At 69.7% G+C, this 26,979-nt stretch carries 26 protein-coding genes and 1 tRNA gene; 23 read left to right on the top strand and 4 right to left on the bottom strand.

Going from position 1 to position 26,979, the window contains the following annotated elements; all coding sequences use genetic code 11:
* Nucleotides 1-10 precede the first annotated feature (10 nt).
* Nucleotides 11-1,492, top strand: coding sequence for a phosphodiester glycosidase family protein (locus tag FHX82_RS16365; RefSeq protein ID WP_145932675.1), 1,482 nt, complete (start codon nucleotides 11-13; stop codon nucleotides 1,490-1,492).
* Between the two features lie 102 nt (nucleotides 1,493-1,594).
* On the opposite strand, the gene FHX82_RS16360 is transcribed toward FHX82_RS16365, so the two are convergent.
* Nucleotides 1,595-1,999, bottom strand: a complete 405-nt coding sequence (locus FHX82_RS16360) for a hypothetical protein (protein WP_145932676.1) — start codon at nucleotides 1,997-1,999, stop codon at nucleotides 1,595-1,597.
* Nucleotides 2,000-2,811: 812 nt separating this feature from the next.
* Nucleotides 2,812-2,884 (bottom strand) — tRNA-Arg (locus FHX82_RS16355).
* A 170-nt stretch (nucleotides 2,885-3,054) separates the two neighbouring features.
* Here FHX82_RS16355 and FHX82_RS16350 point away from each other — a divergent pair.
* Nucleotides 3,055-3,966, top strand: a complete 912-nt coding sequence (locus FHX82_RS16350; RefSeq protein ID WP_145932677.1) for a cation diffusion facilitator family transporter — start codon at nucleotides 3,055-3,057, stop codon at nucleotides 3,964-3,966.
* A gap of 1 nt (nucleotide 3,967) precedes the next feature.
* Here the strand turns inward: FHX82_RS16350 and FHX82_RS16345 are convergent, their stop codons facing one another.
* Nucleotides 3,968-4,666, bottom strand: coding sequence for a DUF305 domain-containing protein (locus FHX82_RS16345; protein ID WP_145932678.1), 699 nt, complete (start codon nucleotides 4,664-4,666; stop codon nucleotides 3,968-3,970).
* Nucleotides 4,666-5,511, bottom strand: a complete 846-nt coding sequence (locus FHX82_RS16340) for a thioredoxin-like domain-containing protein (protein ID WP_145932719.1) — start codon at nucleotides 5,509-5,511, stop codon at nucleotides 4,666-4,668. Before FHX82_RS16340 ends, FHX82_RS16345 begins: the two co-directional genes overlap by 1 nt.
* A 94-nt stretch (nucleotides 5,512-5,605) precedes the next feature.
* On the opposite strand from FHX82_RS16340, the gene argS reads away from it, so the two are divergent.
* From argS to FHX82_RS16235, 21 genes are all read left to right on the top strand, one after another.
* Complete coding sequence (gene argS / locus FHX82_RS16335) at nucleotides 5,606-7,261, top strand: arginine--tRNA ligase (protein ID WP_145932679.1); 1,656 nt, start codon at nucleotides 5,606-5,608, stop codon at nucleotides 7,259-7,261.
* Between the two features lie 3 nt (nucleotides 7,262-7,264).
* Nucleotides 7,265-8,698, top strand: a complete 1,434-nt coding sequence (gene lysA / locus FHX82_RS16330) for a diaminopimelate decarboxylase (protein WP_145932680.1) — start codon at nucleotides 7,265-7,267, stop codon at nucleotides 8,696-8,698.
* Nucleotides 8,699-8,700: 2 nt separating this feature from the next.
* Nucleotides 8,701-10,008 carry a homoserine dehydrogenase gene (locus tag FHX82_RS16325; RefSeq protein WP_145932720.1) on the top strand — a complete coding sequence of 436 codons (1,308 nt, stop codon included), beginning with the start codon at nucleotides 8,701-8,703 and terminating at the stop codon, nucleotides 10,006-10,008.
* Between the two features lie 88 nt (nucleotides 10,009-10,096).
* The gene (gene thrC / locus FHX82_RS16320; protein ID WP_145932681.1) at nucleotides 10,097-11,161 is read left to right on the top strand and encodes a threonine synthase; all 1,065 of its coding nucleotides are present in this window, start codon (nucleotides 10,097-10,099) and stop codon (nucleotides 11,159-11,161) included.
* Nucleotides 11,158-12,039 carry a homoserine kinase gene (gene thrB, locus FHX82_RS16315; RefSeq protein WP_145932682.1) on the top strand — a complete coding sequence of 294 codons (882 nt, stop codon included), beginning with the start codon at nucleotides 11,158-11,160 and terminating at the stop codon, nucleotides 12,037-12,039. The genes thrC and thrB overlap by 4 nt, the downstream gene beginning before the upstream one ends.
* A 391-nt stretch (nucleotides 12,040-12,430) precedes the next feature.
* Nucleotides 12,431-14,434, top strand: coding sequence for a transcription termination factor Rho (gene rho / locus FHX82_RS16310; RefSeq protein ID WP_183176656.1), 2,004 nt, complete (start codon nucleotides 12,431-12,433; stop codon nucleotides 14,432-14,434).
* A 144-nt stretch (nucleotides 14,435-14,578) separates the two neighbouring features.
* Nucleotides 14,579-14,806, top strand: coding sequence for a 50S ribosomal protein L31 (rpmE, locus tag FHX82_RS16305; protein WP_145932683.1), 228 nt, complete (start codon nucleotides 14,579-14,581; stop codon nucleotides 14,804-14,806).
* A gap of 86 nt (nucleotides 14,807-14,892) precedes the next feature.
* Nucleotides 14,893-15,963 (top strand): peptide chain release factor 1, encoded by a 1,071-nt coding sequence (gene prfA / locus FHX82_RS16300; RefSeq protein ID WP_145932684.1) that lies wholly within the window; start codon nucleotides 14,893-14,895, stop codon nucleotides 15,961-15,963.
* Nucleotides 15,964-15,988: 25 nt separating this feature from the next.
* Nucleotides 15,989-16,852: a peptide chain release factor N(5)-glutamine methyltransferase gene (gene prmC, locus FHX82_RS16295; RefSeq protein WP_145932685.1), complete on the top strand. Its 864-nt coding sequence runs from the start codon at nucleotides 15,989-15,991 to the stop codon at nucleotides 16,850-16,852.
* A gap of 43 nt (nucleotides 16,853-16,895) precedes the next feature.
* Nucleotides 16,896-17,546, top strand: a complete 651-nt coding sequence (locus FHX82_RS16290; protein ID WP_145932686.1) for an L-threonylcarbamoyladenylate synthase — start codon at nucleotides 16,896-16,898, stop codon at nucleotides 17,544-17,546.
* A complete protein-coding gene (locus FHX82_RS16285; protein WP_145932687.1) occupies nucleotides 17,546-18,709 on the top strand; it encodes a glycosyltransferase family 4 protein in 1,164 nt (387 codons plus the stop codon). Before FHX82_RS16290 ends, FHX82_RS16285 begins: the two co-directional genes overlap by 1 nt.
* A 5-nt stretch (nucleotides 18,710-18,714) precedes the next feature.
* Entirely contained in the window at nucleotides 18,715-19,155 is a 441-nt protein-coding gene (locus FHX82_RS16280; RefSeq protein ID WP_145932688.1) for a Cg1360 family ATP-synthase-associated protein, read from the top strand.
* A 312-nt stretch (nucleotides 19,156-19,467) separates the two neighbouring features.
* Entirely contained in the window at nucleotides 19,468-20,253 is a 786-nt protein-coding gene (atpB, locus tag FHX82_RS16275) for a F0F1 ATP synthase subunit A (RefSeq protein ID WP_183176655.1), read from the top strand.
* Between the two features lie 69 nt (nucleotides 20,254-20,322).
* On the top strand, nucleotides 20,323-20,580 hold the full coding sequence (locus FHX82_RS16270) for an ATP synthase subunit C-like protein (RefSeq protein ID WP_145932689.1): 258 nt from the start codon (nucleotides 20,323-20,325) through the stop codon (nucleotides 20,578-20,580).
* 29 nt (nucleotides 20,581-20,609) lie between these two features.
* Nucleotides 20,610-21,155 (top strand): F0F1 ATP synthase subunit B, encoded by a 546-nt coding sequence (locus FHX82_RS16265; RefSeq protein WP_183176654.1) that lies wholly within the window; start codon nucleotides 20,610-20,612, stop codon nucleotides 21,153-21,155.
* Between the two features lie 7 nt (nucleotides 21,156-21,162).
* Nucleotides 21,163-21,993 carry a F0F1 ATP synthase subunit delta gene (locus FHX82_RS16260; protein ID WP_145932690.1) on the top strand — a complete coding sequence of 277 codons (831 nt, stop codon included), beginning with the start codon at nucleotides 21,163-21,165 and terminating at the stop codon, nucleotides 21,991-21,993.
* 52 nt (nucleotides 21,994-22,045) lie between these two features.
* The gene (gene atpA, locus FHX82_RS16255) at nucleotides 22,046-23,689 is read left to right on the top strand and encodes a F0F1 ATP synthase subunit alpha (protein WP_145932691.1); all 1,644 of its coding nucleotides are present in this window, start codon (nucleotides 22,046-22,048) and stop codon (nucleotides 23,687-23,689) included.
* 11 nt (nucleotides 23,690-23,700) lie between these two features.
* A complete protein-coding gene (locus FHX82_RS16250; RefSeq protein ID WP_145932692.1) occupies nucleotides 23,701-24,612 on the top strand; it encodes a F0F1 ATP synthase subunit gamma in 912 nt (303 codons plus the stop codon).
* A complete protein-coding gene (gene atpD / locus FHX82_RS16245; protein WP_145932693.1) occupies nucleotides 24,613-26,037 on the top strand; it encodes a F0F1 ATP synthase subunit beta in 1,425 nt (474 codons plus the stop codon).
* 115 nt (nucleotides 26,038-26,152) lie between these two features.
* Nucleotides 26,153-26,518 carry a F0F1 ATP synthase subunit epsilon gene (locus tag FHX82_RS16240; protein WP_145932694.1) on the top strand — a complete coding sequence of 122 codons (366 nt, stop codon included), beginning with the start codon at nucleotides 26,153-26,155 and terminating at the stop codon, nucleotides 26,516-26,518.
* Between the two features lie 25 nt (nucleotides 26,519-26,543).
* The gene (locus tag FHX82_RS16235) at nucleotides 26,544-26,978 is read left to right on the top strand and encodes a DUF2550 domain-containing protein (RefSeq protein WP_145932695.1); all 435 of its coding nucleotides are present in this window, start codon (nucleotides 26,544-26,546) and stop codon (nucleotides 26,976-26,978) included.
* Nucleotide 26,979: the final 1 nt, after the last annotated feature.

Below are 26,979 nucleotides of genomic sequence, written 5' to 3'. Positions count from 1 at the left end.
GACTTCCGGCGTGATCTCCCGTCTGCTCCCCGCACTCGCCCTCGCGCTGACCGTGCCGGCCGTCGCCCCTGTCGCGGCCGCCGCGGACGGCTCCGGCTGGCACTGGACCAGCCACGCCGTCGCGCCCGGCCTGGAGGTCAGGACAGGCGTCCTGAGCCGTCCCACCGCGCCGTATTGGACGGTGACCATCGGCGCGCCCACGACGAACGTCCTCACCGGCGCGGCGGCCGTCGCCGAGCTGGGCACGGCGGCGTGGGCCAGGGACACCGCGGCCCGGCTCTCCGCCGCCGGCTACCCGGCCCGGCAGGACACGATCGGCTGGCCGGCGTTCTCCGACACCCCGCACGGCCCGGAGGGCGTCCGGGTGCGGACCGGTTCGTACGGTTCGCAGGCCGAGGCGCAGGCCGCGGTGGCGGCGATCAAGGCGGCGGGCTTCCCGACGGCGGCCGCGGAGTGGACGGGCTACGACGCGGACCAGGCGCCGGACGCCGAGCAGGTCCACGTGGCGGTGATCGACCCGCGGCGGTACGACGTCGAGGCGACGCACGACGGCGCCGTCGCGCAGCGGAAGAAGACGTCGGAGGTGGCGGGGGCGCTGGTCGCGGTCAACGGCGGGTTCTTCGTGACCTCGGACGCGGACGGTTACCAAGGCGTGCCTTCGGGCCTGGCCGCGTACGACGGCCGGGTGGAGTCACTGTCGGCAGGTAACCGGGCGGCGCTGGTCCTCGGCCCGGGCGGTCCGCGCATCGTCGATGCGACGTCCCGCGTGACGGTGCGCAGTGGCCGTGACAGCCACGCGATCGAGGGCGTGAACCGGAAGCCGGGCGTGATCCGCGATTGCGGCCGCCCGGACGCCCAGCCGACGACAGCGCCGCGGCAGGACTTCACGTGCACGAGCACGGACGAGATCGTCGCGTTCACGCCGGAGTTCGGGGCCGCGTTGCCCACGGGCCCCGGTGTGCAGGTGACGCTCGACGCGCATGGGGCCACGGTCGGCCCGCGGGGTGGCTCGGTCCCGGCTGGTTCCGTTGTGCTGCAAGGAATCGGCGCCTCGGCGGGCTGGCTTGCTTCTCATGATCGTCTGTCAGTGGAGGGCCTGCGCCTGCCGGCGGGGGAGAGCATCGCGAGCGCCGCGCCGACCCTCCTGCGCCACGGCCACCTGTCGATCGACGCGGCGACGGAGGGCGTGGTGGACCCGCGTGACCTGTCGTTCGGCTACGCGTGGTCGGAGCAACGCCAGCCCCGCACCCTGGCGGGAATCGACGCGAGCGGCCACCTGCTGCTGGTCACGGTCGACGGCCGCCAGCCAGGGGTGAGCGAGGGTTTCACCCTGGAAGAGGCCGCCCGCTTCCTGCGATCCCTGGGCGCGACCGAGGCAATGAACCTGGACGGCGGCGGCTCAACAACCATGGCGGTGCGGGGTGTGTTGGTGAACCACCCGTCCGACGCAACAGGCGAACGCGCGGTGGGAGATTTCGTCACGGTGCGATGAGCGCCGGGGTCCTCACCGCCAGCAGTTGATGACGGTGAGGACCGGCCTTAGAAAACCGCGAGATCGGGGACGTGAGCGAGGCCCCGTGGCACATCGGTTCCGTCAGGACCTGATCTCCGCGATTTCGCCGAGTACCTCCGATTCGGCCCTCACAGGTTTTTCGCTGGAAGGTGTGGATGAGCGGTCGGGCGGCAGTTGCCGCGTCTTCGAGCCTCGCAGCAGCCAAAGAACTCCGGTCACCAACGGAACCGCCATCGCCACGGCGACCGACGGTGCCACCCAAGCCACGATGGCCAAAGGAACGACCAGGAGCGCGATCAGGCGCAGCGTGGACGGCCATCCGGCCCGGATGATGGCGGTGAGGCCGTCGTGGTCCAGGTCAGGACTCGCTCCCTGGTCGTCCACAACAGAGGGATGAACGGGCTTTCGGTATGCGTTCACGTTCTCGGTCGGGGTTCGGTCGGCGGATGAAGACCGGCCGAAATCACCCACCTCGGGTGGGGTCATATGGCTACGTCGCCAGCGTAAGCTGGGCATCGTTCTGTCTCTCCTCGCGCTAGGGGTGGAGCGGAACAACGGCGCGGGCCCTTCGGTGGAGCGAAGGGTCCGCGCTTCTCTTGCGCTGATCGCCACTACGGCGGTACTGCTCTCCTTCTGACTACTCACGGGTGTAATCCGGATCGGGTATCCCGACCTTACTCCCGTTCCGTTCGGAGTTCGGCGGCCCATCGGAGATCATTTCGGCACCACTCTCGAAATCCAGGCCAGCGGGCCTCATCACCAGCGCATATGGCGAGTTGCAGAAAGTGAAATGACCAGTTCAGGCGATTGATAGTATCTTTCGAAGAGTGTTAGCTCTGCGAAGGAAAATCGGAGATTAATCTAGTTGACCCTTGTTGCGCTACATTCAGTAGCTCTTTTTCGCCTCGTGTCAACAAAACGCGACCACCCAAAAGGCGTATCGCAAACAGTTGATCTTGCCACTCCGTGGGAAAATGTCGAAATCGATTGCGGTGTGCTGTGGCCACGGAGACTGTCGGTGAGGGAGTATTGCTCTAGGTGTGCCCGTCGCGCCTGAATGTGATCAGTGATCGATATTCCTTGCCGGGGAACGGGGCCCTTCTCGGGCCTCCGGTCCCATGCGGCTCTGCTGTGACCCGTGCTGCTTTCCGTTCGCGACATCGAAGTAACTCGGCGTCGTGCCGAAGCGAGGCTCGCCGTCTTGGCTGAGTGGGTGTGGGGTTGCCGCCGCTGTGTGCGCTGAGGCAAAAAAAGAAGCTCCCGTCGAAACGACGGGAGCTTCTGGGGCCTTCACTGGGTGCCCTCGGCAGGATTCGAACCTGCGACACCTGCCTCCGGAGGGCAGTGCTCTATCCCCTGAGCTACGAGGGCCACATCGCTGTGCGACGTGAGAACTCTAGCGCACCCCCCTCACTGCCCGGCATCCGGGACCCCGTGCGCGTGGCGCGCGAGAGCGGTACCTTCCGAGCAGGTAAGGCTACCCTGTATTGCACACATGCGCATATCGCTATATGTTGCCCACGACGAGAGGAGGCCGACCCATGGGCCACGGTCACGGCCACGGGCACGTCCCGAGCGCGTCCGGGCGGCACCTGCCCCGCCTCGTCGTGGCGCTCGTCATCGGCGTCGTGTTCCTGCTGCTCGAAGTGGTCGTCGGGGTGCTGACCTCGTCGCTGGCCCTCATCTCCGACGCCGCGCACATGCTCACCGACGTCTTCGGGCTCGGAATGGCCCTCACGGCGATCGTCCTGGCGCGGCGCAGCGGGCCGACCTACCGGCGCACCTTCGGGTTGTACCGGGCCGAGGTCCTCGCCGCCCTCGGTAACGCCGTCCTGCTCTTCGGCGTCGCCGCCTACGTGCTCGCCGAGGCGGTCGGGCGCATCAGCGACCCGCCCGCCGTTCCGGGGCTTCCCGTGCTGCTGACGGCTGTCGCGGGGCTCGTCGCCAACCTGGCCGCCTTCGCGCTACTCCGCTCCGGCGCCAAGGAGAGCCTCAACGTCCGCGGCGCGTACCTCGAGGTCCTCGCCGACCTCATCGGCTCCGTCGGCGTCCTCGTCAGCGGCGCGATCACGCTCACCACCGGCTGGCGCTACGCCGACCCCATCATCGGTGTCGCCATCGGGCTGTTCGTGCTGCCCCGCACCGTGGCGCTGGCCAAACGAGCCCTGCGCATCCTCTTCCAGCACGCCCCCGCCGAGGTCGACGTCGAGCGCATAGCCGCCGAACTCACCTCGCTCGCCGGGGTCCGCGACGTCCACGACCTGCACGTGTGGACCCTCACCTCGGGCATGGAGGTCGCCTCCGCGCACCTCGCCGTCGAGCAGCACGCCGTGCCCGCGCAGGTCCTCTCACAGGCGCAGAACCTGCTGGCCAACGGCTACGACATCAAGCACGCCACGCTGCAGATCGAGCCCTGCGAACAGGCCAAGCGCTGCGAGGAGATCACCTGGTGAACTACAGCGGCTGAGCGCCCCGCGCGGCGAGCTGCTGCTTCATCAGCGTCATCTCCGCCCCCTGCGACTGCAGGATGCTCTGCGCCAGCGTCTTCACCGCCGCCACGGAGGCGTGGTCGTACGCGTACTGCGCCATCCCCGTGCCGCCCTGGTGGTGGCGCAGCATGAGCTGCAGGAAGTACACGTCGAGGTCCTTGCCGGACAGCGAGCGCAGCTTCGCCAGCTCCGCGTTGGTCGCCATGCCGGGCATCGGGGCGTCGGCGGGCAACGCGCTCGACGACGCCATCGACATGCCCGCCATGTCGTGCCCGCCCGCCTGGGTCATCCACGTCATGTACCCGCCGGTCGGCTGCTCCGGCTGGCCCCACAGCATGAGCCAGCCCTTCATCCGCCCGACCTGCTCCAGCTGCGTGCTCTGGATGTCGAACGCGAGCTGCCGGATCTCCGGGTCGGTGCTGTGGTCCCGCGCCCAGTTGGCCATGGTGACGGCCTGCAGGTGATGCACCGACATGTCCTGCGCGAACCCGACCTCGACCGAGTTCGCGCCCGGGGTGGCCGAGTCGGACGAGCTCAGCGCGCGCTGCGTCAGGAACATCCCGAGCACCGCGCCCAGCAGCAGCACGGCGATCACCGACGCGCCGATCACCACCGGGCGCGACCACGAGGACTGCGGCGGGGCCGCTTCTTCTTCGACGGTCATCAGGGAGTGGCGCTCGCCGGCGCGCTCGACGCGGGCGCGCCGGTCGCGGGCGCGCTGGACGCGGCGCCGGCGCCCATGTCCTGCTGGGTGCCGCTGGAGCCCTGGTAGTTCATCGGCTTGGCGTCGGGCCCCGGCGGGGTCGGGTCGAACGGCGGCGGGTTGTCCGGGTCGAACGCGCCCGGGCCGAGCGCGTCACAGGAGGCGCCGACCTCGGGGTAGGTGTTCTGGTTGGTGCGCAGCGCCGTGATGAACTCGTCGATGCGCTGGTCGTCCGCGCTGTCGACCTTGAGCTGGTGCCCCCACGACTGCAGCGAGATCGGCTTGTCGAGGCCCGGGTACGGCGACATCATCGTGTACGGCTTGCCCTCGACCTTGGCCTTGAGCTTGTTCAGCGCGTCGCCGGTGACCTGGTCGGGGTTGTAGGCGATCCACACCGCGCCGTGCTCCAGCGAGTGGACCATGTTCTCCGTGCGCACCGCCTTCGGGTAGACGACGCCCGTGCAGGCGGCCCAGTACCCGTCGTGCGGCCCGCCGAACGGCGGCGAGTGGTCGTACGCGACGCGCTCGGTGGGCAGCACGTGCACACTGCCCTGGTAGTTCACGGTGACGATGCCGGCCAGCTTCAGCGACGGGTCCGGGTTGGACGCGCTGGGCACCCAGTCGGCCAGCGCGCGCTTGGGCGCCGACTGCACCAGGTAGTAGGTGATCACGACGGCGGCGAGCGCCACGACGCCGACGACGGCGATGACCGTGCCCCACGGGAAGCCCCGCCTGGTGACCACCGAGTTGCGCGCCGCTCTGACGGCCTTCTTCGAGGACGCCTTCTTCTTCGTGCCGCTGGCCATGGCTCCCGCATCCACTTGTGAACCGAATTTGACTCGGACTTGAGTCTAGGGACTGCGTGTCAGGCCCACGTCAACGGCCACATACACTCGCGGAGTGACTCCCGCCGTGCTCGCCGAACTCGTTCGCTCGTCCGCCGTGCAGGTCCTGACCGACCGTGGGCTCGACTCGTCGGTCCTGCCCGACCCGGTGACGATCGAGCGACCCCGCAATCCCGAACACGGAGACTACGCCACCAACCTGGCCCTGCAGGTAGCGAAGAAAGTAGGGCTCCAGCCGCGTGAGTTCGCGCAGGCGCTGGCCGACCGGGTGGCGGCGGACGAGGGTGTCGACAGCGCGGAGGTCGCGGGTCCCGGCTTCCTGAACTTCCGCCTCGCCGCCGGTGCGCAGGGCGAGCAGGTCCGTCAGGTGCTGGCCGCGGGCGAGCGCTACGGCTTCGGGGACGCGCTGGCGGGCCGCCGGATCAACCTGGAGTTCGTGTCGGCCAACCCCACCGGCCCGGTCCACCTCGGCGGTACGCGCTGGGCGGCGGTCGGCGACGCGCTGGGCCGCGTGCTGGCCGCGCAGGGCGCCGACGTCACGCGTGAGTACTACTTCAACGACGCGGGTGCGCAGATCGACCGGTTCGTCCGGTCGCTGATCGCCGCCGCGAAGGGCGAGCCCGCGCCGGAGGACGGCTACGCGGGCGCGTACATCTCCGACATCGCCGCCGAGGTGCTGCGCCAGGAGCCGAGCGCGCTGTCGCTGCCGGAGGCCGAGCGGCACGAGACCTTCCGCCGTATCGGCGTCGAGCTGATGTTCGCCGAGATCAAGCAGAGCCTGCACGAGTTCGGCACCGACTTCGACGTCTACTTCCACGAGGACTCGCTGCACCAGAGTGGCGCGGTCGCGCGGGCGGTCGAGGAGCTCAAGCGGTCGGGGAACCTCTACGAGGCCGACGGTGCCTGGTGGCTGCGCTCCACGGAGTTCGGCGACGACAAGGACCGCGTGGTCATCAAGAGCGACGGTAACCCGGCGTACATCGCGGGCGACATCGCCTACCTGCAGGACAAGATCGGCCGCGGCGCCGACCTGTGCATCTACATGCTGGGCGCCGACCACCACGGCTACATCGCGCGCCTGAAGGCCGCGGCGGCCGCGATGGGGCAGGACCCGGCGGTGGTCGAGGTGCTCATCGGGCAGCTGGTCAACCTCGTCAGCGACGGCAAGCCGGTCCGGATGAGCAAGCGCGCGGGCACGGTCATCACGATGGAGGACCTCGTCGAGGCCGTCGGCGTGGACGCCGCGCGCTACGAGCTGACGCGGTACTCCGTCGACTCCAGCATCGACGTGGACCTCGACCTGCTGCGCAAGCACAGCAACGAGAACCCGGTCTACTACGTGCAGTACGCGCACGCCCGGCTCGCTTCGCTGCAGCGCAACGCCGCCGACCTCGGCCTGAAGCTCGACGCGGAGGCCGACCTGAGCCTGCTGACGCTGCCGCAGGAGGGCGACCTCATCCGCACGATCGACGAGTTCCCGAAGGTCGTGCGCAAGGCCGCCGAGCTGCGCGAGCCGCACCGCGTCGCGCGCTACCTCGAAAGCCTGGCCAGCGAGTTCCACAAGTTCTACACCGTCGCCCCGGTCCTGCCGAAGGGCGACGAGGAGGCCACGCCGCTGACCTTCGCCCGGCTCGCGCTGTGCGACGCCGCGCGCCAGGTGTTCGCCAACGGTCTCCAGCTGCTCGGTGTCTCCGCCCCGGAACGGATGTAGTCGATGGCCCACCCCGCAGGACCGCGCCACGCCGACGTGCGCCCGCACGCCGACAACGCGGGCTTTCCCCCCACCACGGCCGAGGAGTTCGACCGGCTGTACCCGAAGGTGTGGCCCCGCAACACCTATCGCGCCCCGGACGGTGTCGTGCGCATCGCCGGTGTCGACGTGCGCGAGCTCGCCGAGACGTACGGCACGCCGCTGTTCGTGGTGGACGAGGCCGACTTCAAGGCGCGCTGCGCGGAGTACGCCGAGGCGTTCGACGACCCGTCGCTCGTGCACTACGCGGGCAAGGCGTTCCTGTGCACGGAGGTCGCCCGCTGGGTCGCCGCGCAGGGGCTGAGCCTCGACGTCGCCAGCGGCGGCGAGCTCGCCATCGCGCTGCACGCCGGGTTCCCCGCCGAGCGGATCACCTTCCACGGCAACAACAAGTCGATGGACGAGCTCGAAAGCGCGGTGGCCGCCGGGGTCGGCACGGTGGTGCTCGACTCGTTCTACGAGATCGCCCGGCTCGGCGACGTGGCGGCCCGCCACGAGGTCGTGCAGAACGTCCTCGTGCGCGTCACCGTCGGCGTCGAGGCGCACACGCACGAGTTCATCGCGACCGCCCACGAGGACCAGAAGTTCGGTTTCTCGCTGGCTTCCGGTGACGCCGCCGAGGCCGTGCGCCGGGTGCTCAACGCCCCGTCGCTGCGGCTGATCGGCCTGCACAGCCACATCGGCTCGCAGATCTTCGACTCCGACGGGTTCGAGGTCGCCGCGCGCCGCGTGGTCGGGCTGCTCGCCGAGCTGCGCAAGGAACACGGCGACGAGCTGATCCAGCAACTGTCCGTTGTGGACCTCGGTGGCGGTTTCGGCATCGCGTACACCGATCGGGACAACCCGCCGCCGCCCGCGCAGATGGTCACGCAGATCCGCGAGATCGTCCGCAAGGAGTGCGAGTTCGCCGGGCTGCCGGTGCCGCGCATCGCGGGCGAGCCGGGCCGCGCGATCGCCGGTCCCGGCACGATCACGCTGTACGAGGTGGGCACGATCAAGGACGTCTCGCTCGGCGACAACCTCAGTCGCCGGTACGTGAGCGTCGACGGCGGGATGAGCGACAACATCCGCACGGCGCTCTACGACGCGGTGTACGACTGCCGCCTGGTGTCGCGCTCGGCCGACGAGGGCGACGGCGAGGTGGGCGCCGCGCTGTCCCGCGTGGTGGGCAAGCACTGCGAGTCCGGCGACATCGTGGTGCGCGACTGCTGGCTGCCGGACTCGCTCGCCCCCGGTGACCTGCTCGCGCTGGCCGCCACGGGCGCGTACTGCTACTCGATGGCCAGCAACTACAACCGGCAGCCGCGCCCCGCGGTGGTCGCGGTCCGCAACGGCAGCGCGCGGCTGCTGCTGCGCCGCGAGACCGTCGAGGACATGCTGAACCTGGAGGTGTCGTGACACTGTCCACTTCGGACGGGCGGACCGTGCGCGTCGCCCTGCTCGGCTGCGGCACGGTGGGCAGTGAGGTCGCCAGGCTGCTCACCGAGCAGGCCGGCGAGCTGGCCGCGCGCGCGGGCGCGCCGGTGGAGCTGGCCGGTATCGCGGTCCGCCGCCCCGACAAGCACCCCGAGCTGCCGCAGCACCTGCTGACCGCCGACGCGGCCGCGCTCGTCGAGTCCGATGTGGACGTAGTGGTCGAGCTGATCGGCGGCATCGAGCCCGTCCGCACGTGGCTGCTCACCGCGCTGCGCAAGGGGAAGTCGGTCGTCACGGCCAACAAGGCGCTGCTGTCGGAGCACTCGGGCGAGCTGTCCGAGGCGGCCGACGCGGGCGGGGCTGACCTGTACTTCGAGGCGTCGGTGGCGGGCGCGATCCCGCTGCTGCGGCCGCTGCGCGAGTCGCTGGCGGGAGACCGCATCACGAAGGTGATGGGCATCGTCAACGGCACCACCAACTTCATCCTGTCCGCAATGGACTCCACGGGTGCCGGTTACGCCGAAACCCTCGACGAGGCAAGCCGCCTCGGCTACGCGGAGGCGGACCCGACGGCCGATGTGGACGGTTACGACGCCGCGTCCAAGGCCGCGATCCTCGCCTCGCTGGCCTTCCACACCCGCGTCACGGCGTCGGACGTGCACCGCGAGGGCATCTCGGGCGTCACGGCGTCGGACATCGCGGCAGCGAAGGCCCTGGGCCGCACCGTGAAGCTCCTCGCGATCTGCGAGCGGGTGACCGCGGACGACGGCACCGAGTCGGTCTCGGCACGCGTGCACCCGGTGATGCTCCCGCGCCCCCACCCGCTCGCGAGCGTCGGCGGCGCGTTCAACGCGGTGTTCGTCGAGGCGGACGCGGCGGGCGAGCTGATGTTCTACGGCCAGGGCGCGGGCGGCGCCCCGACGGCCAGTGCCGTGCTCGGCGACCTCGTGGCGGTGGCACGCAACCGTGTGCAGGGCGGCCACGGGCCGCGAGAGTCCGCGCACGCCAACCTGCCGGTGCGCCCGATGGGGCAGACGCCGACGCGCTACCACGTGAGCCTCGACGTGGCCGACAAGCCGGGTGTCCTGGCGCAGGTCGCGCAGGTGTTCGCCGACCACGGCGTGAGCATCGCGGCGGTGCGCCAGCGCGACAGGCTGTCCATGGCGAGCCTCGTGATCGTGACCCACCTCGCTCCCGACGCGGCCCTCGAAGCGACGGTCGAGGCGATCGGGAAGATGGACGTCGTCCGTGAGGTGGTCAGCGTGATGAGGGTGGAAGGCGAAGACACGTGAGCGAAGCTTGCGAGCGAACCATCGAGCACCATGCCGGCCGACGTGAAAATTTCTGCCGCGGCTTGCCGCGTCCGGTCGAGGAGGCCGCATGACAGCGAAGCCGGGTTGGCCCGGGATCATCGAGGCCTACGCGGACCGGGTGCCGATCCCGGCCGGGGCGAAGGTGGTCACCCTCGGTGAGGGCAACACGCCGCTGCTGCCCGCGCCGCACCTGTCCGGGCTGACCGGCGCCGAGGTGTACCTCAAGGTCGAGGGCGCGAACCCGACCGGCTCGTTCAAGGACCGCGGCATGACCGTGGCGATCACGCACGCGCTGGCCAGCGGGCTGAAAGCGGTCATCTGCGCCTCCACCGGCAACACCTCGGCCTCGGCCGCCGCGTACGCCGCGCGCGCCGGGCTCACCTGCGCGGTGCTCGTGCCGCAGGGCAAGATCGCGATGGGCAAGCTCGCCCAGGCCGTGCTGCACGGCGCGCGGATCCTGCAGGTGGACGGCAACTTCGACGACTGCCTCGAACTCGCCCGCAAGACCGCCGCGGACCACCCGGTGACGCTGGTCAACTCGGTCAACCCGGTGCGCCTCGTCGGGCAGCGCACGGCCGCGTACGAGGTGTGCGACGTGCTGGGCCGCGCCCCCGACATCCACTGCCTGCCCGTCGGCAACGCGGGCAACATCACCGCCTACTGGGCGGGTTATACCGGCTACGCGGCGGACAAGATCGTCGACAACACCCCGCGGATGTTCGGTTTCCAGGCCGCGGGCGCCGCGCCCCTGGTCGACGGTGAGCCGGTGAAGGAGCCGGAGACCATCGCCACCGCGATCCGCATCGGCAGCCCCGCGTCGTGGGAGGGCGCCGTGCAGGCGCGCAACGCGTCGGGCGGGCTGTTCGAGAAGGTCACCGACAAGCAGATCCTCGCCGCGTACCGGCTGCTGGCCAGCAAGGAGGGCGTGTTCGTCGAGCCCTCGTCGGCCACGAGCGTCGCCGGGCTGCTGCTCACGGCCGAGGACGGCCGCCTGCCGAAGGGCTCGACGGTGGTGTGCACCGTCACCGGGCACGGCCTCAAGGACCCGGCGACGGCGCTGGAGGGCAACGTCGAGGTCGAGCCGCTCGCGGTCGACCCGAACGCGGTAGCGGCGGCGCTGGACCTTCCGTGACCGCGTTCAAGGTGACCGTGCCCGCTTCGTCGGCCAACCTCGGCCCGGGCTTCGACGCGCTGGGGCTCGCGCTCGGGCTGCACGACGTGGTCGAGGTGCAGGTCATCGAGGCCGGGTTGAAGGTCGAGGTGTTCGACGCGGGCGCCGGCGGGGTCGAGGACGTGCCGACGGACGAGTCGCACCTCGTCGTGCGTGCGATCCGCCACACCTGCGAGCGGCTCGGAGTGCGCGCCCCGGGCCTGCACCTGCGCTGCTTCAACAAGATCCCGCACGCGCGCGGCCTCGGTTCGTCCGCGGCGGCGATCGTCTCCGGCGTCGCGGCGGGTTACGCCCTCGCGGACCGGGAGCTGGACGCGGACGCCGTGCAGCTGGCCGCCGAGTTCGAGGGGCACGCCGACAACGCGGCGGCGAGCCTGCTCGGCGGGCTGGTGGTCGCGTGGTGTGAGGAAGGCCGCTTCCGCGCCGAACGCCTGCGGGTGCACCCGTCGATCCGGCCGGTGCTCGCCGTGCCCGCCGTGAAGTCGTCCACCGCCACTACCCGCGGCCTGCTGCCCGCGCAGGTCCCGCACGCCGACGCGGCGTTTTCCGCCGGTCGCGCCGCGCTCGCCGTGCACGCCCTGACCTGCGATCCCGCTCTGCTGCTGGCGGCCACCGCCGACCGGCTGCACCAGCACTACCGCGCGCCCGCCTACCCGGAAACAGCGCGCCTGGTGGCGGAACTCCGCGATGCCGGAGTGGCGGCCGCCGTGTCCGGCGCGGGCCCCACCGTGCTGGCGCTGACCACGGACGGAATAATTCCCGGTTCGGTCGGTGTTGAGAAGTTCGTGGTCTCCGAACTGCCGGTGGATCCGGCCGGAGTCCAGGTCACGGCCCGATAGCGGCGGCGCCCCGATTTCGCGCCACGCCGGGGGTGGTTGTTGCACCTCGACTCCGCTCGGTCTACCCTCGGGGGCGTTCGATCACCGTGCGCAGTTCCGCACCCGGTGACGGTCCCGGGGGATCCTTCCCGGATCGCATCTTCAGTTTGAAGCCGATGATTCCGCACAGTTGATGCAGGGATGGACCTCAGGCGGGTTTCCGGTGGCCATGGTGACGAATTCCGCGTGCTCCCCAGGGGAGCAGGCATCCCGTGTGGCGGCTCCGCCGCTGTGACCTGCCGGTCTCGAGCTGGAGAAGCCGCACCGGGCAGTAGCGAACCGCTGCGCGATCAGACGCGGGCGGTAGTCCGCTGATCCACCTGGAGGCGTGGATCGGTCAGGAAGGACATGTGTGAGCAACACCGATCTTTTGAGCGGTGACCTGGACACCCAGGCCGCTCCGGTCGCGTCGGGATCAGCAGGGGAACAGACCAACGGCACCGCGCCCAAGCGGCGCACCGGCGGGCTTTCCGGCATGGTGATCGCCGACCTGCGGGAACTCGCGGCGGAACTGGGTGTCGGGGACACCAAGGGCATGCGCAAGGGCGACCTCATCGCCGCCATCCGCGAGCGTCAGGGCAAGGCGCCCCGCAAGCGCGCCGGGGCGGACGACACGCTGCCCTTCGACGGCGTCGCCGAGCAGCAGGCTGCCGCGGTGCCGGTCAAGAAGCAGGAGAAGCCCGCGGACAAGCCCGCCGAGCAGCCTGCCGAGCAGAAGGCGCCGCAGGTGGAGAAGACCGTCGAGGAAACCCCCCAGCAGGGGGAGGACGGCGCTCGCCGCGAGGGCGGCAACCGCCGTCGCCGCGGCTCGAACCGCCCCGCGGGCAGCCCCGACGGTGGCGGCCAGCGCGACGGTGGTCGTGACAGCGGTCAGCGCGACGGTGGTCGTGATGCTGGCCGTGATGGTGGCCAGCGCGACGGCGGCCAGCGTGACAGCGGCCGTGATGGCAAGGGCGACAACGCCCAGCAGCAGCGCGGTGACCAGCGCGAGCGCGGCGGTGACCAGCGCGAGCGCGGTGGCGATCAGCGCGACGACCGCCGCCAGCAGAACAACAACCAGTCCCAGAACAACCGCGGCCAGCAGGGCGGCGGCAACCAGGGCGGGGCGGACGACGACGAGGGCGGCCGCCGCGGCCGCCGGTTCCGCGACCGCCGCCGCCGTGGCAGCAGCCGGGGCGAAGGCGGCACGCCGGACACCGAGATCCGCGAAGACGACGTCCTGCTGCCGGTCGCCGGCATCCTCGACGTGCTCGACAACTACGCGTTCGTGCGCACCTCGGGCTACCTGCCGGGGCCGAACGACGTGTACGTCTCGCTGTCGCTGGTCCGCAAGTACGGTCTGCGCCGCGGTGACGCCATCACCGGTGTCGTCAAGCAGCCGCGCGAGGGTGAGCAGCAGCGGCAGAAGTTCAACCCGCTGGTGCGGGTGGACAGCGTCAACGGGCTGGAGCCGGACCAGGCCAAGAAGCGGCCGGAGTTCACCAAGCTCACCCCGCTCTACCCGAACGAGCGGCTGCGCCTGGAGACCGAGTCGCACAAGCTGACCACGCGCATCATCGACCTGGTGATGCCGGTCGGCAAGGGGCAGCGCGCACTGATCGTGTCCCCGCCCAAGGCGGGCAAGACGATGATCATGCAGGACATCGCCAACGCGATCACCACGAACAACCCCGAGTGCCACCTGATGGTCGTCCTCGTCGACGAGCGGCCGGAAGAGGTCACCGACATGCAGCGCTCGGTGAAGGGCGAGGTCATCGCCTCGACCTTCGACCGGCCGCCGTCAGACCACACCTCGGTCGCCGAGCTGTCCATCGAGCGGGCCAAGCGCCTGGTGGAGATGGGCATGGACGTGGTGGTCCTGCTCGACTCGATCACCCGCCTCGGCCGCGCCTACAACCTGGCGGCCCCGGCGTCCGGCCGGATCCTGTCCGGTGGTGTCGACTCGACGGCGCTGTTCCCGCCGAAGCGCTTCCTCGGCGCGGCGCGCAACATCGAGAACGGCGGCTCGCTGACGATCTTCGCCACCGCGCTGGTGGAGACCGGCTCCACCGGTGACACGGTGATCTTCGAGGAGTTCAAGGGCACCGGCAACGCCGAGCTGAAGCTGGACCGCAAGATCTCCGAGCGCCGGGTGTACCCGGCGGTGGACGTCAACCTGTCCAGCACCCGCAAGGAGGAGCTGCTGCTCTCGCCGGACGAGCTGGCCATCCACCACCGCCTGCACCGGGTGCTGACCGCGCTGGACTCCCAGCAGGCCATCGACCTGCTGCTGTCCCGCCTGCGCAAGACCAAGACCAACATCGAGTTCCTCATGCAGGTCTCGAAGACGGCTCTCGGCAGCGCCGACGAAGACTGATCGCCTCGCGCCCCCGTTCCCCGGAATAGCCGGGGGCGGGGGTGCGTTGTTCGAGACGTCAGCTGATCTGGCAAAATCAATCCGCTGAAGTCCGGCTCCGGTTCACCTCACGCGAGGACCCGGCGGCCACGATGAGAGGACCCCATGAAGAGCGGTATCCACCCCGAGTACGTCCCGACCACGGTGACGTGCGGCTGCGGTAACACCTTCACCACGCGGAGCACCAAGACCTCGGGCAACATCACGGTCGAAATCTGCTCCAGCTGCCACCCGTTCTACACCGGCAAGCAGAAGATTCTGGACACCGGTGGCCGGGTCGCGCGCTTCGAGGCGCGCTACGGCAAGCGTCAGAAGAAGACCGACGCCAAGTAGCTTGATCGACGGCGCCCGCACCCGGACCCCGGGGGCGGGCGCCGCTTTCATGTCCACGTCCTTCGCCGAAACAAGAGGTCTCTGAAGTGGAATCGTCCTCACTGCGCGGGCTGCTCGACGAGTACGCCGAGCTGGAGAAGCAGCTCGCGGACCCGGCCGTGCACGCCGACCAGTCGCGGGCGCGCAAGCTGGGGCGGCGGTACGCCGAGCTGGCACCGGTGGTCAAGGCGATCGGCGAGCTGGACGCGGCTCGTGAGGACCTGGCGGCCGCCCAGGAGCTGGCGCACGAGGACCCGACGTTCGCCGCCGAGTCGCAGGAGATCGCCGCGCGCATCCCGGCGCTGGAGTCCCGGCTCACCGAGCTGCTGCTGCCACGCGACCCGTACGACGGCTCGGACGTGGTCATGGAGATCAAGTCGGGTGAAGGCGGCGAGGAGTCCGCGTTGTTCGCGGGCGACCTGCTGCGCATGTACCTGCGGTACGCCGAGCGCCACGGCTGGAAGGCCGAGGTGCTCGACTCGGTCGACTCCGACCTCGGCGGCTACAAGGACGTCACGGTCTCGCTCAAGAGCAAGGGCGGCAACGCGGACGGCGTGTGGGCGCGGCTGAAGTTCGAGGGCGGTGTGCACCGCGTGCAGCGCGTGCCGGCGACGGAGTCGCAGGGCCGGATCCACACGTCCGCGGCCGGGGTGCTGATCTACCCCGAGCCCGAGGAGGTCGAGGTGGAGATCGATCCGAACGACCTGCGCATCGACGTCTTCCGCTCCTCCGGCCCCGGCGGGCAGAGCGTGAACACCACCGACTCCGCCGTGCGGGTGACGCACCTGCCGACCGGGATCGTGGTGTCGTGCCAGAACGAGAAGTCGCAGATCCAGAACCGGGCACGCGCCATCCAGGTGCTGCAGGCCCGGCTGCAGGCGCTGGCCGAGGAGGAGGCCGCGAGCAAGGCGGCCGACGCGCGGCGCTCGCAGGTCCGCACGGTCGACCGGTCCGAGCGGGTGCGCACCTACAACTTCCCCGAGAACCGCATTTCCGACCACCGGGTGAACTACAAGGCGTACAACCTCGACCAGGTGCTCGACGGCGAGCTGGACGCGGTGCTGGACGCGCTCGCGGCCGCCGACCGCGAGGAGCGGCTCGCCGCCGCCGGATCCTGACCGGTCCTGTGCGAAAGTTGGACATGTGAAGCGGCAACCTCTGCGCCTGGCCATCCTCGAGGCGACCAGGATCCTGGAGCAGGCCGGCGTCGCGTCCCCCCGGACGGACGCCGAGCTGCTCGCCGCTCACGTCCTGGGGGTCGAACGGGGACGGCTGCCGTTGATCCCGCTGGTCGACCCGCCTGTCATCGACGCCATCGGCCAGCTCGTGGCGCAACGCGCCAAACGGGTGCCGCTGCAGCACCTGACAGGCTGGGCCGCGCTCGGGAACATCACGGTGAGCGTCGGGCCGGGTGTGTTCATCCCCCGTCCGGAGACCGAGCTGCTCCTCGAATGGGGGCTGAACCTGCTCAAGGGCCGGGAGCTCCCCGTGGTCGTGGACCTGTGCACGGGGTCCGGCGCGCTGGCGCTGGCCGTCGCGCACGAGCGCCCGGACGCGATCGTCTACGCCGTCGACAACGACTCCACGGCGCTGGCGTGGGCCCGCCACAACGCCGACGCGCGCGCCGAGCTGGGGGACACTCCGATCCGGCTGTACTCCGGCGACGTCGGCGACAACACGATCTTCGCGGAGCTGGACGGGCTGGTGGACCTGGTCCTGTGCAACCCCCCGTACGTGCCGCCGGGCGGCGAGCTGCCGCCCGAGGTCATCGACTACGACCCGGCGCAGGCCGTGTTCGCGTCCGAGGGCGGGCTCGCCGTGCTCCGGCTGGCCGTCGCCACCGCCGCGCGGCTGCTCAAGCCCGGCGGCGGGCTGGCCATCGAGCACGACGACTCCCACGGCACGGCGGCCCCCGCCGTCGTGTCCGCGCGCAAGGTGCTGACGGACGTCCGCGACCACCAGGACCTGACCGGACGCCCCCGGTTCGTCACCGCTCGCCGGGCGTGACCCTCAACATGGGCCGCACACCTGAAGGAATAAGCTCCCCGGCATGAGCGCGGTGTACGACTGCAGCCGTCCGGAATCGCGGGCGGAGGGATTGGCCGAGGCCGCGAGCGCGGTGCGTTCCAGCCGACTGGTCGTTCTGCCCACCGACACGGTCTACGGCATCGGGGCGGACGCCTTCGACGCGGGTGCCGTGCGCGCGCTGCTGCGCGCGAAGCACCGCGGGCCGGACATGCCGGTGGGCGTGCTCGTCGGCTCGTGGTCCACTGTGGATGGTCTGGTGCTCGGGATGCCGCCCCACGCAAGGGCTCTCGTCGAGGCGTTCTGGCCGGGTGACCTGTCCATCGTGTTGCCGCACGCGCCGAGCCTGCAATGGGACCTCGGCACCACGCGCGGCACCGTGATGCTCCGGATGCCGCTGCACCCGGTCGCGCTGGAGCTGCTGCGCGACGTCGGTCCGATGGCCGTGTCGAGCGCGAACGTCTCCGGCCAGCCGCCTGCCGCCACCGCGCAGGAGGCGAAGGACCAGCTGGGCGACTCGGTCTCGGTGTACCTCGACGGCGGCCCGAGCGGTGAGCCCGTGCCGTCCACCATCGTGGACCTCACCGGCAGCGAGCCACTCCTGCTGCGCGAGGGCGCCGTGAGCGCCGCGGCCGTCTCCGAGGTGCTCGGCGTGCCGGTGGCCACCCGCTCCTGATGACTCCGATCGCGACCGCCGGACTCCCGATCCGGGAGTACATCCTCGTCGGCCTCATCTCGGCGACGCTGACCTTCCTGCTCACGGGTCTCGTCCGGCGGTTCGCCATCCGCGCGGGCGCCATCGCCAACCCGCGTGCCCGCGACGTGCACGTCATCCCCATCCCGCGGATGGGTGGTCTCGCGATGTACCTCGGCGTCGCCGGGGGCATGGCGATGGCCCACCAGCTGCCGGTGCTGCGGCGCGCGTTCGAGTACTCGCTCGACCCCGTCGGCGTGCTCATCGGCGGTGGCGTGATCGTGCTGATCGGCGCCGTCGACGACCGGTTCGAGATCGACGCGTGGACCAAGCTCGCCGGGCAGGTGCTGTGCGCGGGCATCCTGGTGATCTTCGGCGTGCAGTGGAACGTGTTCTGGGTGCCGTGGGGCGGCAACGGTGACGCGCTCGGCCAGGTGGTCATCCTCGACAGCAACCAGGGCAGCTTGCTCATGGTCATCCTGGTGGTGCTGCTGGTCAACGCGATGAACTTCGTCGACGGCCTCGACGGGCTGGCCGCCGGCCTGGGGTTCATCGCCGCCACCGCGACGTGCGCGTTCTCGCTCGGCCTGCTCCGCTCGGCGGGCGGCGACGTCGGCACGTACCCGCCCGCGCTGATCGCCGCCACGCTCGCGGGTGCCTGCCTGGGCTTCCTGCCGCACAACTTCCAGCCCGCGAAGATCTTCATGGGCGACTCGGGCTCGATGATGATCGGCCTGATGCTGGCCGGCGCCACCACGTCCGCCTCCGGGAAGATCAACTACACCCGGTTCGGCGGCTCGGACGCGCTCGCGCTGCTCTCGCCGCTGCTGGTCGTGGTCGCGGTGCTGTTCCTGCCGGTGCTCGACCTGCTGATGGCCGTCGTCCGGCGCACCCGCCGAGGTCAGAGCCCGTTCGCGGCGGACAAGATGCACCTGCACCACCGGCTGCTGGAGATCGGTCATTCGCAGCGCCGCGCGGTGCTGCTCATTTACCTGTGGGCCGGGCTGCTCGGTTTCGGTGCGGTTTCGCTGACGCTGTTCGATACGGCCGCGGTGCTGTGGATCGCGGGCGCGGGGCTGGTGCTCGCGGCGATCGTTTCGGTCATCCCTAGACTGAGGTCGAGGAACCAGCAGGGAGCGACGTGACAGTGATGACCGAGAAGACCGAGAACCCGCACGCCCAGTCCGTGCTCAAGCTCGCGGACGCGATGTACCGGGGTGCGCTGTGGCCGGGGATCGCCACCGTCGTCGTCGGCGCCGTGGTGTCGCTGCTGCTGGTCGGGCTGCACGGCCTGTTCGGCGCGCTCGCCGGCGGTGTCATCGCCTTCGCGTCGTCGCTGGTGACGCTGTGGATGATGCGCAAGACCGCCGCGATGGACCCGATGGCGCTGATGGCCGTGTCGCTGGGCGGGTACATCCTCAAGATCTTGGTGCTGCTCGGCGTGATGATGCTGCTGCGCCACGTCGGTTTCCTGCACGTGAAGGCGCTGGCCTTCACGATGCTCGCCGTCATTCTGGTGTGGGCCGCGGCCGAGTTCCTCGCGTTCCGGCGGACCAGGATTCCGACGATCATCCCCGCGAGCGACAGTTAAGGAGTACGGGCGTACGGCAGCCGTCTACCGGCTGGTATCGTCCGGAAATGTGGAGGCGGGAACGGCCGCGCTCCCCGAAGGCGGAACCCCGACCAGCACTGTCGCGATCGTGATGGAGCCTCGGGTATCGGTCCTCCCCGACCCCGTCCTCGGGAATCGTAGCGCCGGACTCCCCGGTGGCTGAGTGTTCACTACCAGTTCACCCACGGGAGCCGCTTCCAGGTACCCGAAACCTATCGGGTACGTTAAGTCCAGATCGTGACGATTCCCCCGGCGGAGTGACGCCGGCCGGGAGAACCGGAAGGAGCCCAGTTGGGCGCGCTGGTAGTGACCGAGGGCAGCACCTTCACGCCCCCCGGTGCCGGAGACTTCGACCTGCCGCCGATCTTCCTCGGCATCACGAAGCCGATGATCCTGATCGTGCTGTCGGTCGTCATCATCGCCGCGTTCTTCCTGATCAGCTCGCGGAAGCTGAAGGTCGTGCCGGGCAAGGGCCAGTTCCTGGCGGAGTACGTCTACGACTTCGCCCGCAACGGCATGGCCCGCGAGCAGATCGGTTCGAAGGACTTCCGGCCGTACATCCCGCTCGTGCTCACCCTGTTCAGCTTCGTGCTGGTCAACAACGTCTTCGGGCTGATCCCGTTCTTCCAGTTCCCGACGTTCGCGCACATCGGTTTCCCGCTCGCGTTGTCGCTGTTCGTGGTCTACCCGGTCTACCACTTCGTGGGCTTCAAGCGGCACGGTTTCGTCGGTTACCTCAAGCACCAGACCGTTCCGCCGGGCGCGCCCGCGGCGATCTACCTCCTGCTGACGCCGATCGAGTTCCTGCAGAAGTTCGTGCTCAACCCGATCACGCTCGCCATCCGTGTTTTCGCCGCGATGTTCGCCGGGCACCTCATCCTCCTGGTCTTCACGGTCGCGGGCGAGTTCCTGCTGGTCGAGGCCAGTGGCGCGATCGCGAAGCCGGTTTCGATCATCTCGTTCGCGTTCGCCATCCTGATGACCTTCGTGGAAGCGCTGATCCAGGTGATCCAGGCGTACGTGTTCGCGGTCCTCTCGGCGAACTACATCGGCGCGGCACTGGCCGAAGACCACTAACGAAGACCACCACAACCGCAAGCCCCCGATCCGCGGACTACGCGGACCGACTGGAAAGGGATATACCAAGTGAGCAACATCGTTCTCGCGCAGGCCGCCGAATCCGCGGTGAACCTCAACCCGGGTCTCGCCGCCATCGGGTACGGCCTCGGCGCGATCGGCCCCGGTATCGGTATCGGCCTGATCTGGGCCGCCGTCATCAACGGCACCGCCCGCCAGCCGGAGGCGCAGGGCAAGCTGATGGGTATCGCGTGGACCACGTTCGTGCTTACCGAGGTGCTGGCGCTGATCGGTCTGGTCGTCTACTTCATCGCCTCCGCCGCCTGAGTTGACCGCTCATCGCTGAAGGAGTCGTTGTGCTGAAGACCCAGATGGTGCTCGCGGCGGATTCGCCGAGCCCGGTGCTTCCGAACATCCCGGAAGTCATCGTCGGCCTGATCGCGTTCCTCCTCCTGCTCTGGCTGCTGGCGAAGTTCGCCGTCCCGCGCTTCGAGAAGCTCTACGAGGAGCGGGCCGCCAAGATCGAGGGTGGCATCGAGAAGGCCGAGCAGGCGCAGGCGGAGGCGGAGAAGGCGCGGGCCGAGTACAAGGCCCAGCTCGCCGACGCCTTCACCGAGGCGGCCAAGATCCGCGACGACGCGCGGCTCGAGGCCGAGCGGATCAAGGAAGAGCTGAAGGCCGAGGCCCAGGACGAGGCCGCGCGCATCATCGCGCAGGGCCACGCCGCACTGCAGGCCCAGAAGGCGCAGATCGTCGCCGAGCTGCGGGCCGAGCTGGGCCGCAACTCGGTCGAGCTGGCCAGCCGCATCGTGGGTGAGTCCCTGGAGGACGAGGCCCGCCGCCGCGGCACGGTCGACCGCTTCCTCGCCGAGCTCGGGACCGCCAACGGAGCAGGAAAGTAAGAGGCCCATGACTAGCCCGGCAACACTGCACGCCGCCAGCCGCGAAGCACTCGCCGCGGCCGAGCGCACCCTCGATGGGGTGCTCGGCCAGGCCGGTGTCGAGCCGGAGACCCTGGGGTCGGAGCTGTTCTCCGTGGTCGAGCTGCTGACCAGGGAGATCGGCCTGCGCCGGGCTCTGGGCGACGGCTCCTCCGACCCCGAGGCCCGCAAGCGGCTGGTCACCTCGCTGCTGGACGGCAAGGTGTCCGGGCCCGCGCTGCGCGTGCTCGAGGACGCGGTCGGCCAGCGGTGGTCCAGTCCGCGCGAGCTGCTGGACGGTCTGGAGTCGCTCGGCCGGTCCGCGCTGCTGACCAGCGCGGAAAAGGCCGGAAATCTGGACGCCGTCGAGGACGAGCTGTTCCGGATTGCCCGTATCCTGGTAGGTGAACCCGAACTCGACCAGGCGTTGTCGGACCAGGCCGCGCCCGTCGCGGCCAAGCGCCAGCTGGTCCGTGAGCTGTTCGGCGGCAAGGCCGGTGCCGTGACGCTGGCACTGGTCGAGCAGGTCGTGACCCGTCAGACCGGGCGCGGGGTCGGCTTCGGCCTCGACCGGCTGGTCCGGCTGGCCGCGGAGCGCCGGGAGCGTTCGGTCGCCTACGTCACCAGCGCCGCGCCGCTCACCGGCCAGCAGGAGCAGCAGCTGACCGAGAAGCTCACCGGCATCTACGGCAGGCAGATCACCCTGCTCGTGGAGGTCGACCCGAAGCTCGGCGGCGGACTGGTCGTCCGCGTCGGTGACGAGGTCATCGACGGCAGTGCGGCGGGTCGGATCGCGGCACTGCGCAGGCAGCTGGCATGAGCCCCACCAAGACTTTGAACACTGGCAAGAACGAAGCGAGAGCGGGACAGACATGGCGGAGCTGACGATCTCCTCGGACGAGATCCGTGGCGCGATCGAGAACTACGTCTCGAGTTACTCACCCGACGTGAGCCGGGAAGAGGTCGGCACCGTCATCGACACCGGTGACGGCGTCGCCCACGTCGAGGGCCTGCCCTCGACCATGGCCAACGAGCTGCTGGAGTTCCCCGGCGGCATCCTCGGCGTCGCGCAGAACCTGGAGCCGCGCCGGATCGGCGTCGTGATCCTGGGTAACTACGAGCAGATCGAAGAGGGCCAGGAGGTCAAGCGGACCGGGCAGATCCTGTCCATCCCGGTCGGCGAGGACTTCCTCGGCCGGGTCATCGACCCGCTGGGCAAGCCGATCGACGGACTCGGCGACATCGCGTCCGACGAGCGCCGGGCGCTGGAGCTGCAGGCCGCCTCGGTGGTCCAGCGGCAGCCGGTGTCCGAGCCGCTGCAGACCGGTATCACCGCGATCGACGCGATGACGCCGATCGGCCGCGGTCAGCGCCAGCTGATCATCGGTGACCGCAAGACCGGCAAGACCGCGGTCTGCGTCGACACGATCATCAACCAGAAGGCGAACTGGGAGAGCGGCGACCCGGCCAAGCAGGTCCGCTGCATCTACGTCGCGGTCGGCCAGAAGGGCTCGACCATCGCCGGGGTGCGCAAGTCCCTGGAGGACGCGGGCGCGCTGGAGTACACCACCATCGTCGCCGCCCCGGCTTCGGACTCGGCCGGCTTCAAGTGGCTCGCCCCCTACACCGGTTCGGCGCTGGGCCAGCACTGGATGTACCAGGGCAAGCACGTGCTGATCGTGTTCGACGACCTGTCCAAGCAGGCCGACGCCTACCGCGCGATCTCGCTGCTGCTGCGCCGCCCGCCGGGCCGCGAGGCGTTCCCCGGCGACGTCTTCTACTTGCACTCGCGGCTGCTGGAGCGGTGCGCGAAGCTGTCCGACGAGCTGGGCGGCGGTTCGCTGACCGGGCTGCCGATCATCGAGACCAAGGCCAACGACATCTCGGCCTACATCCCGACGAACGTCATCTCGATCACCGACGGCCAGTGCTTCTTCCAGTCGGACCTGTTCAACTCGGGTCAGCGCCCCGCGGTCGACGTCACCACGTCGGTCTCGCGAGTCGGCGGTGACGCGCAGATCAAGGCGATGAAGAAGGTCTCCGGCTCGCTGCGGATCGACCTGTCCCAGTACCAGGAGCTGCAGGCGTTCGCCGCCTTCGCCTCCGACCTGGACCCGACCTCTCGCGCCCAGCTGGACCGCGGTGTCCGCCTGTACGAGGTGCTCAAGCAACCGCAGTACTCGCCGGTGCCGGTCGAGCAGCAGGTCATCACCGTGTACCTCGGCACCAACGGGCACTTCGACGACGTGCCGGTCGAGGACGTGGCGCGGTTCAACCACGAGCTGCTGGAGAACCTGCGCCACAAGCACGACGACATCCTCGCCGAGATCCGCGACAAGGGTCAGTGGACCGACGAGCTCGCCGAGCGCGTCGTCAACGCGTCGAACGAGTTCAAGAAGGGCTTCCGCACCTCGGAGGGTCAGACGCTGACCAACGAGGCCGAGTCCGAGGCGATGGACTCCGACAAGGTCGGGCAGGAGACCGTCAAGGTCAACAAGCCGGCCCCGACGAAGTGAGCGGATAGCTCATGGCGCAACTTCGCGAGCTCCGGGCAAAGATCCGGGCGACCAAGTCGATCGGCAAGATCACCAAGGCGATGGAACTGATCGCCACCTCGCGCATCGGCCGTGCGCAGGCGCGGGTGGAGGCCTCCCGGCCCTACTCGACCGAGATCACCAAGGTGCTCTCGGCGCTCGCGAGCGCGGCGTCCAACCTGGACGACCCGTTCCTCGTCGAGCGGCCGAACCCGAAGCGGGCCGCGGTGCTGGTGGTGACCAGTGACAAGGGCCTGTGCGGTGCGTACAACCCCAATGTGCTGCGCACCACCGAGGAGCTGCTGTCGCTGCTGCGCTCGGAGGGCAAGGAGCCGTCGGTCTACGTGATCGGCGGCAAGGGCCTTGGCTACTACCGGTTCCGGGGCCGCGAGGTCGCCGACAGCTGGACCGGGTTCTCCGACCAGCCGCGGTACGAGAACGCGGCCGAGGCGGGCCGGGCGCTGACGGAGGCGTTCCTGGCCGAGGACGGCGTGGACGAGGTGCACATCGTGTACACCGAGTTCCGCTCGATGCTCAGCCAGGTACCGACCGCCAAGCGCATGGCGCCGCTGGAGATCGAGTACTCGGAGGAGGACGAGCAGCAGCAGGCCCAGCCGGGCGACCTGCTGCCGTCCTACGAGTTCGAGCCCAGCGCCGACCGGCTGCTGTCGGCCCTGCTGCCGAAGTACATCAACACGCGGATCTTCTCGGCACTGCTGGAGTCGGCCGCTTCCGAGCTGGCCGCGCGGCGCACCGCCATGAAGTCGGCCTCGGACAACGCCAACGACCTGGTGAACACCTACACCCGGCTGGCGAACCAGGCCCGGCAGGCCCAGATCACGCAGGAGATCAGCGAAATCGTCGGTGGGGCCGATGCGCTCGCCGCTGTAGGAAGTGATGAGTAGATGACCACCACTGAAACCCGGACCAAGGGACGGATCGTCTCCGTCGCCGGTCCCGTCGTCGACGTCGAGTTCCCGCGCGGCGCGGTGCCCGACCTCTACAACGCGCTCAAGGTCGACATCGAGTTCCCCGAACTGCGCAAGACCGTGACCCTGGAGGTCGCCCAGCACCTGGGTGACAACCTGGTCCGCACGATCTCCCTGGCCCCGCAGGACGGTCTCGTCCGCGGTGCCGAGGTCACCGACACCGGTGCGCCGATCTCGGTGCCGGTCGGCGACGCGGTCAAGGGCCACGTCTACAACGCGCTGGGCGACTGCCTCGACCAGCCGGGCTACGGCTCGGACCTGGAGCGCTGGAGCATCCACCGCAAGCCGCCGGCGTTCGACCAGCTCGAAGGCCGCACCCAGATGCTGGAGACCGGCCTCAAGGTCATCGACCTGCTCACCCCGTACGTGCAGGGTGGCAAGATCGGCCTGTTCGGTGGTGCCGGCGTCGGCAAGACGGTGCTCATCAAGGAGATGATCACCCGTGTCGCCAAGAACTTCGGTGGCACCTCGGTGTTCGCCGGTGTCGGCGAGCGCACCCGTGAGGGCACCGACCTGTTCCTGGAGATGAGCGAGGACGGCGTCATCAACGACACCGCGCTCGTGTTCGGCCAGATGGACGAGCCGCCGGGCACCCGTATGCGGGTCGCGCTGTCCGCGCTGACGATGGCGGAGTACTTCCGCGACGTGCAGAACCAGGACGTGCTGCTGTTCATCGACAACATCTTCCGGTTCACCCAGGCCGGTTCCGAGGTGTCGACCCTGCTGGGCCGCATGCCTTCGGCCGTGGGTTACCAGCCCACGCTGGCCGACGAGATGGGTGAGCTGCAGGAGCGGATCACCTCCACCAAGGGCCGTTCGATCACCTCGATGCAGGCGATCTACGTGCCGGCGGACGACTACACCGACCCGGCCCCGGCGACGACGTTCGCCCACCTGGACGCCACCACCGAGCTTTCGCGGTCGGTGTTCCAGAAGGGCATCTTCCCGGCGGTGGACCCGCTGGCGTCCACCTCGACGATCCTCGACCCGGCCATCGTCGGCGAGGACCACTACCGGGTGGCGTCCGAGGTCATCCGGATCCTGCAGAAGTACAAGGAGCTGCAGGACATCATCGCGATCCTCGGTATGGACGAGCTGTCCGAAGAGGACAAGCTGACGGTGCAGCGGGCGCGGCGCATCGAGCGCTTCCTGTCGCAGAACATGCTGGTCGCGGAGACGTTCACCGGGCAGCCCGGTTCGACCGTGCCGCGGTCGGAGACCGTCGAGGCGTTCGACAAGATCGCCAAGGGCGAGTTCGACCACTACCCGGAGCAGGCGTTCCTGGGCATCGGTGGTCTGGACGACCTCGAGAAGAAGTACCGAGAGATCACCAAGAAGTGACCTGACCGGAAGCGGCGGGGGCGAGTGTCCTTTAAGGACCCGGCCCCGCCGTTTTCGTCAGCCGATCCGGGCGTATTAGACTCTGGTAGCGACGCCCGAGGTGAAGGAGAGCTACGTGGCTGAGATTTCCGTCGAGCTTGTCGCCGTCGAGCGCCGCCTCTGGTCGGGCCAGGCCACGTTCGTGGTCGCGCAGACCACCGAGGGCGAGATCGGCATCATGCCGGGTCACGAGCCGGTGCTCGGGCAGCTCGTCGAGGGCGGGATCGTGAAGATCGAGACCACCGACGGCGAGACGGTCCACGCGGCCGTGCACGGTGGCTTCCTCTCCGTGACCAACGAGCGCGTCAGCGTGCTCGCCGAGTCCGCCGAGCTGGCCGAGGAGATCGACGTGGAGCAGGCCAGGGCCGCGCTCAACGCCGAGGACGAGGCGGAAAGGGCGAGGGCGAGCGCCCGCCTGCGAGCGGCCGGTCAGCCGGCCTGACGCGGGCGACGAGCGGGAGCCGGCCGTGGAGATCGCGGTGATTGTCCTGGTCCTCCTGCTCGGTCTTGTCGTCATTGCGGCCTGGTACGGGCTGCGCTGGGTGCGGATGCGCCGCGCCGGCGGCGTGAGCGTCGCGCTGAGGTGGAACCCGGACAACACGCGGGCGGGCTGGCATCTGGGCATCGCGCGGTACGAGGCGGAGATCTTCGCCTGGTACCGGGTGTGGAGCCTGCGGACGGGCCCGGACCGCGTGTTCGACCGCGAAACGCTGATGATCGCCGACCGTCGTGACCCGGCGGGCACGGAGGCGTACGCGGTCCCCGCCGACGCGACCGTCCTGAGATGCGAGTCGGAGGGCCACGAGCCGATCGAGATCGCGATGGGCCCGGGCGCGCTGACGGGCTTCCTGTCGTGGCTGGAGTCCGCCCCGCCAGGACGCCGGATCCCCCGGGCCAGCTGAG

The sequence above is a fragment of the Amycolatopsis bartoniae genome (assembly GCF_014191255.1).
In the GTDB taxonomy this organism is placed as follows: domain Bacteria; phylum Actinomycetota; class Actinomycetes; order Mycobacteriales; family Pseudonocardiaceae; genus Amycolatopsis_E; species Amycolatopsis_E bartoniae.
The sequence above is the reverse complement of the archived record's forward strand: the minus strand, read 5'-3'. Positions and strand labels throughout refer to the sequence as shown.

Bases quoted from the DNA above. Each gene is read 5' to 3' on its own strand.
- atpD (WP_145932693.1), top strand. From the start codon at position 24,613: ATGACCACCACTGAAACCCGGACCAAGGGACGGATCGTCTCCGTCGCC.
- FHX82_RS16350 (WP_145932677.1), top strand. From the start codon at position 3,055: ATGGGCCACGGTCACGGCCACGGGCACGTCCCGAGCGCGTCCGGGCGG.
- FHX82_RS16260 (WP_145932690.1), top strand. From the start codon at position 21,163: ATGACTAGCCCGGCAACACTGCACGCCGCCAGCCGCGAAGCACTCGCC.
- lysA (WP_145932680.1), top strand. From the start codon at position 7,265: ATGGCCCACCCCGCAGGACCGCGCCACGCCGACGTGCGCCCGCACGCC.
- atpA (WP_145932691.1), top strand. From the start codon at position 22,046: ATGGCGGAGCTGACGATCTCCTCGGACGAGATCCGTGGCGCGATCGAG.
- FHX82_RS16250 (WP_145932692.1), top strand. From the start codon at position 23,701: ATGGCGCAACTTCGCGAGCTCCGGGCAAAGATCCGGGCGACCAAGTCG.
- FHX82_RS16290 (WP_145932686.1), top strand. From the start codon at position 16,896: ATGAGCGCGGTGTACGACTGCAGCCGTCCGGAATCGCGGGCGGAGGGA.
- rpmE (WP_145932683.1), top strand. From the start codon at position 14,579: ATGAAGAGCGGTATCCACCCCGAGTACGTCCCGACCACGGTGACGTGC.
- FHX82_RS16345 (WP_145932678.1), bottom strand. From the start codon at position 4,666: ATGACCGTCGAAGAAGAAGCGGCCCCGCCGCAGTCCTCGTGGTCGCGC.
- FHX82_RS16285 (WP_145932687.1), top strand. From the start codon at position 17,546: ATGACTCCGATCGCGACCGCCGGACTCCCGATCCGGGAGTACATCCTC.
- FHX82_RS16360 (WP_145932676.1), bottom strand. From the start codon at position 1,999: ATGACCCCACCCGAGGTGGGTGATTTCGGCCGGTCTTCATCCGCCGAC.
- FHX82_RS16340 (WP_145932719.1), bottom strand. From the start codon at position 5,511: ATGGCCAGCGGCACGAAGAAGAAGGCGTCCTCGAAGAAGGCCGTCAGA.
- FHX82_RS16280 (WP_145932688.1), top strand. From the start codon at position 18,715: ATGACCGAGAAGACCGAGAACCCGCACGCCCAGTCCGTGCTCAAGCTC.
- thrC (WP_145932681.1), top strand. From the start codon at position 10,097: ATGACAGCGAAGCCGGGTTGGCCCGGGATCATCGAGGCCTACGCGGAC.